Origin of the sequence: Micromonospora sp. AMSO12t (assembly GCF_008806585.1) — a bacterium.
Classification (GTDB): Bacteria; Actinomycetota; Actinomycetes; order Mycobacteriales; family Micromonosporaceae; genus Micromonospora; species Micromonospora reichwaldensis.
Window position 1 is genome coordinate 1 of sequence record NZ_WAAS01000336.1, and the last position, 6,003, is coordinate 6,003.

Here is a 6,003-nt window from a genome sequence, read left to right on the forward strand (position 1 = left end):
CCGTCCACCGGGCGGGAGCGCGGCGGCTCGGCCTCGGCGCGGCGCACCGGGGGTGCGGCGGCCGGACCGGGGCCACGGTGAGGCGGCGGCCCGGCGGGGCCGGGAGCCGTCGGGTCACCCGGACGGGGGCCGGGAGGCGAGGCGGGTTCCAGCCCGCCCGGCCCCAGCTCGGTGCGCTGCTGCTTGGCCGAGCGCAGGTCGTCGATCCAGCCGAACTCCTCGCCGCTGATCGGCTCCTCGGGCTCGGCCTCGGCCTTGCCCCGCCCCCAGCGGCGCCCCTTGGCGCGGGAGTCGCGCCGCTCTTCGGGGCCGTCCTCCGGTCGCTCCGAACCACGCGATTTCACTACTGACCCTCCCCGGCGGTGTCACTGCCGCCCTCTCGCGCCGCGTCGGCGCCGCCCGTGTCCGTCTGCCGGCGGCCGTTGTCCGCCGAACCGCTCCCGACCCCCGCTGCCGAGGGCGCGGCCGGCGCGGGCAGCCCCCGGACGATACGGCGCAGCAGCGGCAGCCGGGTGGCGACCGAGCGCTCGGCGCCGTGCTGGCTGGGCCGGTAGTAGTCGGTGCCGGCGAGGTCGTCGGGGGCGTACTGCTGGGTGACCACGCCGCGCTGGTCGTCGTGCGGGTAGCGGTAGCCGGTCCCGTGGCCCAGCCCCTTGGCGCCCGAGTAGTGCGCGTCGCGCAGCCCGCGCGGCACCGGCCCGCCCCGGCCGGCCCGCACGTCGGCGATGGCCGCACCGATCGCGGCGGTCGCCGAGTTGGACTTCGGCGCGGTGGCCAGGTGGATCACCGCCTGGGCGAGGTTGAGCTGCACCTCGGGCAGCCCGACGTACTCCACGGCGTGGGCGGTGGCGGTGGCCACGCTCAGCGCGGACGGGTCGGCCATGCCGACGTCCTCGCTGGCGAAGATGACCAGGCGACGGGCGATGAACCGGGCGTCCTCGCCGGCGACCAGCATCCGGGCCAGCCAGTGCAGCGCGGCGTCCACGTCGGAGCCGCGCATGCTCTTGATGAAGGCGCTGGTGACGTCGTAGTGGGCGTCGCCGGCCCGGTCGTAGCGCACGGCCGCCACGTCGACCGCCTGCTCGGCGGTGGCGAGGTCGATCCGCCCGGCGCCGAGGGCCGTGGCGGAGCCCGCCGCCGCCTCCAGCGCCGTCAGCGCCTTGCGTACGTCGCCGGACGCGAGGCGTACGAGATGGTCCTCCGCCTCGGTTTCGAGGGTGAGCGCGCCGCCGAGGCCGCGCTCGTCGGCGACCGCGCGGCGCAGCAGGTCGCGCACCGCCGCGTCGTCGAGCGGCTGGAGGGTGAGCAGCACGCACCGCGACAGCAGGGGCGAGATGACCGAGAAGTACGGGTTCTCGGTGGTCGCCGCGAGCAGCGTGACCGTGCGGTCCTCGACGGCGGCGAGCAGCGAATCCTGCTGGGTCTTGCTGAACCGGTGCACCTCGTCGATGAAGAGCACCGTCTGCGGGCCGCCGGAGCGGCGCTGGCGGCGGGCGGTCTCGATCACCGCGCGCACGTCCTTGACCCCGGCGGTGAGGGCCGACATGGCGACGAACCGGCGGTCCGTGGCCCGCGCCACCAGGTGCGCGATGGTCGTCTTGCCGCTGCCGGGCGGGCCCCAGAGGATGACCGACATCGGCGCCGTGGCCGAGACGAGCTGGCGCAGCGGGGCGCCGGGCGCGAGCAGGTGATCCTGACCGACCAGCTCGTCGATGCTGCGCGGGCGCATCCGGACGGGCAGCGGCGAGTCCTCCCCCACCGCGGTGAACCCGTCCACACCGACGGAACCCGCGGGCGTGGGGGGCGCTCCGGCGGGTTCACCGAGGGAGAAGAGGGCGTCGGACTCCATCAGGGGAACAGTACAAGGCCCGGCCGACGGCGCCGGAAGCGCGCCGTCGGGCCGGGCCCTTGATGATCGATTACGGTCAGCCGCGGCCGGGACGACGGCCCCGGTACCAGCGGCCGCCACCGCCGCCGCCACCGCCGCGCGGGCCCCGGCCGACGCCGGCCAGGTACAGGGAGAGCAGCAGCAGGCCGATCAGTACGAGGGTGTTCCAGTTGAACAGGTCCGGGGCACCGAAGTTGGTGTCCAGCAGGTCGATGAGCAGGGCGAAGCCGAAAACGACCGCCGCGAGAATGGCGAGCATGACGTTCCTCCGGTGGGGGTTCCCAGTGGGTCGGCGCGGGATGTACCCAATCGGTCCGCTCGCCAATCTCCACCGTGGAGCAGCCCCGTCTCCGGTCAGCTTCGGCGGCGGCCGGAGACCGGGGTCCGCCGGCAGGAGGCCGGAGACGGTCCTAGGCTTGCTGACATGATCATCGCCGACCAGGTCATGGAGGGGCGGGACGCCATCCTGGCGGCCGCCGGTCACCACCCGTACGTCCGGCACGCGCTCGCCCGCGACGAGGTGCCGCGCGGCTGGCGGCGCGACGACGCGGTGGGCTGGCTGCTGCCGGCGGAGCACGGCCCGCGCGGCGGCGCGATCGGCGCCCCCGGGCCGGCGGTCGAGGTCTTCGCCGACCAGGTCGCGCGGGGCGCGCTCCGGCCGGGCCAGTGGCTGCACCTGCCGCGGCTCGACCCGGCGGCGCTGCCCGGCCGGCTGGCGGTGGCCCGGCACGACGAGTGGGACTTCCTCTGGAGTGCCGCCGCGCCGCCGCGCCAGCCCGACGAGGAGCGGGTGGTCCGGCTCACCGGGGCCGACCATCCCGCGCTGACCGCCCTGATCGACGAGGCGTTCCCGAGCACCACCTCGCGACCGGGCGACCCGAGGATCGTCGACTGGTACGGCATCCGCGACGGCGACCGGATCGTCGCCTGCGGCGCCGACCGCAGCCGGGGCGACATCGGCTTCCTCGCCGGACTGGCCGTCGCCCCCGACCGGCGGGGGCGGGGGCTGGGCGCGGCGCTGACCGCCGCCATGACCCGGGCCCTGCTCGCCCGCCACGACACCGTGGCGCTCGGCGTCTACAGCGTCAACGTCGGGGCGATCCGGCTCTACCGGCGGCTCGGCTTCACCGGCGCCCTGGCCCGCAGCTCGGTGCACCTGGCCTGAGACGTGCGGCACGGCCCCGGTCGGCGCGGGGACCGTCGCTCGCGCATCGTTGCGGCCCCGGCATGGTCCCGGCCCGCACCGCCGGGGCGACCGCCCGCCGCCCCGGCGGAAGTCAGGCGGACGCTTCCCGACCGCCGTCGGCGTTCCCGCTCGTCATGGCCATGTCAGCGGCGCGATCCGCGGGCCGCACCGGATCGGCGGCGTCGTGCCTGACCGGGCCAGACCGCCTCCGCCGCTCGGCCCGCCAGGCGGGCAGGTAGAGCGGGGCGGCGACGGCCAGCACCACGGCACCGACGAACATCGCGAGGCTGATGCTGGTGCGGTCGGCCAAGGCGGTCAGGACGACGGCGCCGAGCGCTCCGGCCGGCTGGCCCATCATCGAGTTCAGCGAGATGACACTGGTCCGGTAGGGACCGTCGACCTGACGGTGCAGCAGCCCCATGTGCAGCGGGTTCGACGCGCCGTGCACGGCGTAGCAGGCCAGGAAGGCGATCAGCACCCCGACCGGGCCGGCGAAGAGGCCCATCCCGACGACCGTGACGCCTTGCAGGACACGCAGCAGCGCGGCACTGGGTGCGGCGCCCAGCCGGCGCAGCATCAGCGGGGTCAGCGCGGCGCCGGCCGCGTTCGCCAGCCAGGCCACCGAGGTGGCCGGGCCGAGCAGCGCCGCCGCCCGGTCGGCATCGCCGACGACCTCCGCGAGGCGGACCGGCAGCAGCGACTCGAAGGTGACCATGCCGAAGCCCCAGAACAGCTCCACGGCCACCAGGGCCAGCAGCACCCGGGAGCGGCGCAGCAGCCCGAACGCCTGCCCCACCATCCGGGGCGCCTCGGTGATCGAGGCGCGCAGCGCGCCGGCGCCCTTGGCCGAGCGGGTCTCCACCAGCAGGATCAGCAGCGCGACCAGCGCCACCGTCTGAAGGGCGATGGCAGCGAGCACCGGCAGGGTCAGCGCGCTCACCGGCCCGATCGGGCCGAGTGCGACCAGGCCGCCGCTCAGCAGCGCGCCGGCACCGATGGCGATGCCGATCACGGTGCCGGCGTGGCCGAGACCGGGCTCGTACTCGGCATCCGGGTCGGCGGCGAGGGTGGCGTCGACGTACCAGGACTCCAGCGGGCCGCTGTCCAGCGCCCGGTAGACGCCCTGCAGGGCCCAGGAGAGGAAGAAGAGCCAGAACGAGTCGGCCACCGCGAAGACGGCGAGCGAGATCACGCAGGTCACCCAGGCGGTGACCAGCACGGGCTTGCGGCCGAGCGCGTCGGCGAACCCGCCGGTGGGCAGTTCCAGCGCGAGGACGATCAGACCCTGCGCGGTGGCGACCAGGCCGATCTGGGAGAGCGAAAGGCCGCGTTCCTGCATCAGCAGGATCATCACGGGGATGAGCAGGCCGGAGGGGAGCCAGCGCAGGCCGTAGAGCGCGAGGTAGCGACGCCGGATCTGGCGTACGGAGAGGGTGCTCATCGGTCCTCCTCGGACAACGGGTCTGCGAGCCGCATGTCCGCCAGCATCGGGAAGGCGGCGAGGTAGATCTGCACCTGCTCCGCACCCGGCTCGGCCGGGTCCGCCTCGCTGTGGAACCGCTCCAGGACCCGCCACAGCTCGGCCGTGAGCGCCGCGAGCCGGTCCGGCGGGACGGTCATGAAGACGTCGCCCATGCCGAGGGCGTCACGCCAGGCCGGCGAGTACCCGTGGCGGACGGCGAACCAGTGCTCGGCGTGCTGGACGAAGTAACGGACCTGGTCGCCTTCGATCCACTCGATGGCCGCCCGGGCGTCCGGGTCGTCGTCGAAGTCGCTGGGCTCCCAGTTGGTGACGTCGTGCGCGGCACGCCAGAACCGCTGCCGCCCGGTGCCGAGGTCCGGGTCCTCCACGACGAGGCCGACCTCGGCGAGCTGACGCAGGTGGTAGCTGGTGGCCCCGGTGTTGGTGCCGAGCAACTCGGCGAGGCGGGTGGCGGTCGACGGGCCCTTGATCCGTAGCGCGCCGAGCAGCCGCATCCGCAGCGGGTGTGCCAGCACCCGCACCTGCCGGTGGTCGATCCGGACCTCGCGAGCCGGTTCACGGGCGGCCGAAGGATTCTCCATTCCTGCACAATATCTGTGCACACTTTCTGTGCACAAGAGTTGTGCACAGAAAGTGTGCGTCGACGACGGCGACCGCACCCGGCACGGGCAGGGCTTTCCGGCGGATCAGCGGATGAGCAGTTCGCGCACCCCGCGCAGGCGGGTGCGGAGCAGCCCGGCGGCGCGGGTGGAGTCGAGGCGCACCTCCGCGGGGCGGAGCACGCCGGCAGCGGCGCCGGTGGTGGTCTTCATGCCGGCCGGGTCGATGCCGGAGTGCGCGGCGACCAGCAGGCCCAGTTCCGCGCGGCTGACCGCGTCCGGACCGGCCACGTTGAGCGGGCCGGCACAGTCGGTACGGAGAAGCTCCAGCACGGCGGCGGCCAGGTCGGTGACGTCGACCGGACAGCGCAGTTCGTCGGTGAACAGGCTCGCCCGGCCGGCGAGCGCGTCGTGGCAGAGCTGGATCTGCTTGCTCCCCTCCCCGACGATCAGCGAGGTACGCACCAGCGCCGCGCCCGGGTCGAGGACGCGGACGGCGGTCTCGGCCGCGGCCTTGGCCGCCCCGTACGGGAAGATCGGGCTGGGCGGCTCGTCGTCGGCGTACGGCTCCGGGCGGCCGGCGTGCACGGCGTCGCTGGACACGTGCACGAGCCGCGCCCCCGCCTCGGCGGCGGCGTACGCGACGTGGGCGGCCCCGTCGGCGGTCACCGCCCAGTCGCCGTACCGGTAGGGGGTGCCGACCACGGCTTCGGGGCGGACCCGGGCGACCAGCTCGCGCACGGCGGCCCGGTCCGTCACGTCGAGCCGGCGCGTCTCGACGCCCGGCACCTCGACCCGACCCGAGTGGTACGTCCCCACCACCGACCAGCCGGCACCCACCGCCTGC

7 protein-coding genes are annotated in these 6,003 nt (G+C 75.1%); 1 reads left to right on the top strand and 6 read right to left on the bottom strand.

Annotated elements, in window-relative coordinates; genetic code table 11:
- From F6X68_RS29620 to F6X68_RS29630, 3 genes are all read right to left on the bottom strand, one after another.
- Nucleotides 1–344 (bottom strand): hypothetical protein (locus F6X68_RS29620; RefSeq protein ID WP_225852505.1); only part of this gene is annotated, 344 nt, incomplete at its 3' end.
- Nucleotides 344–1,849, bottom strand: coding sequence for a replication-associated recombination protein A (locus tag F6X68_RS29625; protein ID WP_151457336.1), 1,506 nt, complete (start codon nt 1,847–1,849; stop codon nt 344–346). The genes F6X68_RS29620 and F6X68_RS29625, both read right to left, overlap by 1 nt.
- A 76-nt stretch (nt 1,850–1,925) precedes the next feature.
- A complete protein-coding gene (locus tag F6X68_RS29630) occupies nt 1,926–2,147 on the bottom strand; it encodes a hypothetical protein (RefSeq protein ID WP_089000992.1) in 222 nt (73 codons plus the stop codon).
- Nucleotides 2,148–2,312: 165 nt separating this feature from the next.
- Here F6X68_RS29630 and F6X68_RS29635 point away from each other — a divergent pair, with 165 nt between their 5' ends.
- Nucleotides 2,313–3,053, top strand: coding sequence for a GNAT family N-acetyltransferase (locus F6X68_RS29635; RefSeq protein WP_151457337.1), 741 nt, complete (start codon nt 2,313–2,315; stop codon nt 3,051–3,053).
- Nucleotides 3,054–3,165: 112 nt separating this feature from the next.
- On the opposite strand, the gene F6X68_RS29640 is transcribed toward F6X68_RS29635, so the two are convergent.
- The 3 genes from F6X68_RS29640 to F6X68_RS29650 form a co-directional block, all read right to left on the bottom strand.
- Nucleotides 3,166–4,515, bottom strand: a complete 1,350-nt coding sequence (locus tag F6X68_RS29640) for an MFS transporter (protein ID WP_151457338.1) — start codon at nt 4,513–4,515, stop codon at nt 3,166–3,168.
- Nucleotides 4,512–5,138: a helix-turn-helix domain-containing protein gene (locus F6X68_RS29645; protein ID WP_151457339.1), complete on the bottom strand. Its 627-nt coding sequence runs from the start codon at nt 5,136–5,138 to the stop codon at nt 4,512–4,514. Before F6X68_RS29645 ends, F6X68_RS29640 begins: the two co-directional genes overlap by 4 nt.
- A gap of 105 nt (nt 5,139–5,243) precedes the next feature.
- On the bottom strand, nt 5,244–6,003 hold a 760-nt coding region (locus tag F6X68_RS29650), incomplete at its 5' end, for a sugar nucleotide-binding protein (protein ID WP_225852506.1).